Origin of the sequence: Oceanobacillus limi, from assembly GCF_900111445.1 — a bacterium.
GTDB classification, from domain to species: Bacteria; Bacillota; Bacilli; order Bacillales; family Amphibacillaceae; genus Ornithinibacillus; species Ornithinibacillus limi.
The window spans coordinates 1-2,656 of the sequence record NZ_FOHE01000043.1 but is presented as its reverse complement, the minus strand read 5'-3'; the positions used below and the strand labels follow the sequence as shown (position 1 = coordinate 2,656).

General features: G+C 37.9%; 3 protein-coding genes and 1 pseudogene. All 4 read left to right on the top strand.

Translation table 11 applies throughout. The features are described from left to right. A pseudogene (locus BMX40_RS19805) lies at positions 1-1,751 on the top strand (hypothetical protein); the annotation flags it as partial. Next, positions 1,751-1,921, top strand: coding sequence for a hypothetical protein (locus BMX40_RS20495; RefSeq protein WP_170840874.1), 171 nt, complete (start codon positions 1,751-1,753; stop codon positions 1,919-1,921). The pseudogene BMX40_RS19805 and the gene BMX40_RS20495, both read left to right, overlap by 1 nt. 1 nt (position 1,922) lies before the next feature. After that, entirely contained in the window at positions 1,923-2,081 is a 159-nt protein-coding gene (locus BMX40_RS19800; RefSeq protein WP_090873182.1) for an XkdX family protein, read from the top strand. Between the two features lie 93 nt (positions 2,082-2,174). Beyond that, positions 2,175-2,555: a hypothetical protein gene (locus BMX40_RS19795; protein WP_090873180.1), complete on the top strand. Its 381-nt coding sequence runs from the start codon at positions 2,175-2,177 to the stop codon at positions 2,553-2,555. The last annotated feature ends 101 nt before the right edge of the window (positions 2,556-2,656 follow it).

The window sequence follows — 2,656 nt, the reverse complement described above, 5'->3', positions numbered from 1 at the left end:
ATGATGCAGGCATGAAAGTTGAAAACTTGCTTACTGCTGGTAGCTATAATGAGCTTGCAACAGAAAAACAAGTTAATGAACATCAGGCCGATTATGCGTCATATAAAAACAAACAACGATCCAAAGACGCAAAGCAAGATCGAGAACTCGCCTATCTCAATTTGAAACAAGATGCATCTGACCGTATCAACGCACCGAATACATTCGCAGACGATATGAAAGGCAACTCATTCGGTATTACGTTTGATGAAGTGAGTAGTACGAATATTTCCTTTGACGGTGAAGGTATGTATATGGCAGAAGGTTTGTTTACCGAGAAAACTGTGGAAGATGCTACCGTTGTTGGTGAAGCGCGTGATATGAGTGGTAATGGTGGAGATAAGTTAGTTAGGTTGGAAAATGGGTGGTTCGTTGCAGCATCGAAAGCAATAGATTATTTTTACTTGCATGTATATAAACCCGATGATAACGATAATTGGTCATGGTCACAACTTTGTTATTACTACCATACTAATTTCGATAGGAATGATATTGCTTTAGCAGCTGACGGAACGAACGTGCATCTGATACACGGATATAGCACATCTAATATATATTATCGAGTTATAGATGTATTAAATCAAACGAATATTGATATTTCTAGTACTATTGTGGATAGTGTGTTAGATACTACACAATCTGCACTAGGGAATGTATCTATAATTCGTAATGGAACAGACCTGCACACAACTTGGTCGAGTAGAAACAGTACGTATTCTAACTCAATTAACATCCGCTATAAAAAAGGAATAATTAACGCAGATGGTACTGTAACGTGGGGCGAGGTAGAGCAGGTAACTAAAGTAAATACTTCGGGTATTGATATACAAGACCCGTCTATTGGTATTGCAAATAGCGAGGTATTTATTATCACACAAAGAAAGCAGAACAATCCAAATTCTATTCTAATTTTTAAAAGAACAGGGTTGAGAACGAGTTCTGCATATAATTGGTCGTACGAATACGTATATCATGGCGGTCCTTACCCCCAATCCTCCCCATGCGCTAGATTCGTACCGAGTGAGATAAACGGCTTGGAACAGGGTAGGATTGGTGTAGTTTGGCGCGGTAGAGATTCTACTGACACTTCTGCTGATAATATAAGATTTAGTTATTCTGATGATATTGGAGAAACGTGGAGTTCTGTGGAGAAGGTAACAAGCGGAAACACAAGTAACCAACTACAACCAAATCTAACCGCAAACAAACAGGGTGAATTTATTGCATTATGGGCAGGTTATGATAATTCATACGCTAATATCAAGAAAGCTCGTCGTGTCGAAAGTTGGGGTGTAGTAACAGTGGTAACAAACAACACAACAGGACACGCTTTAAGACCTTCATCTTTGTTTGATTTATCCATTGAGATTAGCGAACCATTATTCGTCTATCAAGATATTGAAAACGACAAAGTAGGCTTCTACGGTACATGGATGGAGGGCAGCGAATCACCAACAACTTCCGCAACCGCAGTATATACGTTAGATAGTACCGATTACGTAGGTGCGTTTGTACAGAAGCAAGGCGACGTAAATATAGATGCGTATATTAACGACGTGCTTATGGATAGCGAGTTAGAAGATGATGAATATCAGTTTGTGAAGCCATTAAACAACGAAGAACCAATTACCTTGCGATTGGAATTAAGTCGAGCAACAACGGATAATGGCGATTCCGATAAAGTTACGAGAATACTAGGAGGGATAGCGTAGTGGCTAGGAAGATTGAAATACCATCTAAGAAAGACAGAAAAATAAAGGATCTAGAGTCAGAAAACGCTGACCTTTGGTTTGCTTATATGGAGAATAATTCGAAAGACAACGTCCAAGATTCAGATATTGCTGATTTATGGTTTGAAATTATGAATGGAGGTGCTTCGTAAAATGAGTGCATGGTTTGATCGAATTAAACGTTTTTATGACACTATTGGGAGCGATGGAGAGCGTTTATGGGGTATTGAAAGAGTAAAGCGAGCAGTAGAAACCAACACTATTACCGAAGATGAATACAAACAGATTACTGGAAAAGATTACGCTGAATAAAGACTTGTTGGGAAAAAATTAGCAAATATTAGAAATATGCGTAGGAATATAGTATTATACCTAGGTAGTTAATATAAATACGTAGGTGATTATATGCTAATTGTTGAAACTAAAGAACAGTTAAAAAAAGCCAAACAAGATAAAGTAAAAGAGTTCAAAGTTGTAGGCGAACTTGCTGAAAAGCTGTACAAGGCAAGGAAGGTTCAAAAATTAAGCAAGGCTTCTGCGGTAGCATTAGCTGGTGTTGCAGGAGCAGGAGTAGTAGCAGCACCATTTTCTTTTGGAACTTCTTTAGGAGTTTCTGCAATAGCAGCTTCAAGCGTGGGGACAGGAACAATTATTGCAGCTGGTGCTGCAGGAGGAATTTTGCTTACTTTTGCCATTTATAAAGGCTATAGCTTTAAAGTCAAAATAAATGATAAAGGGGAAGTTGAAATAGTATTTACGAGTAAACATCATACTCATAGTACCTAGGTAGAGTCAACAATAGTTGGCTTTTTTTAGATTTCGGGGATGCTAGTATGGATTTTACTAAGATATTAAAATTAACACTAAAAGTTATATTTAAGATGAGA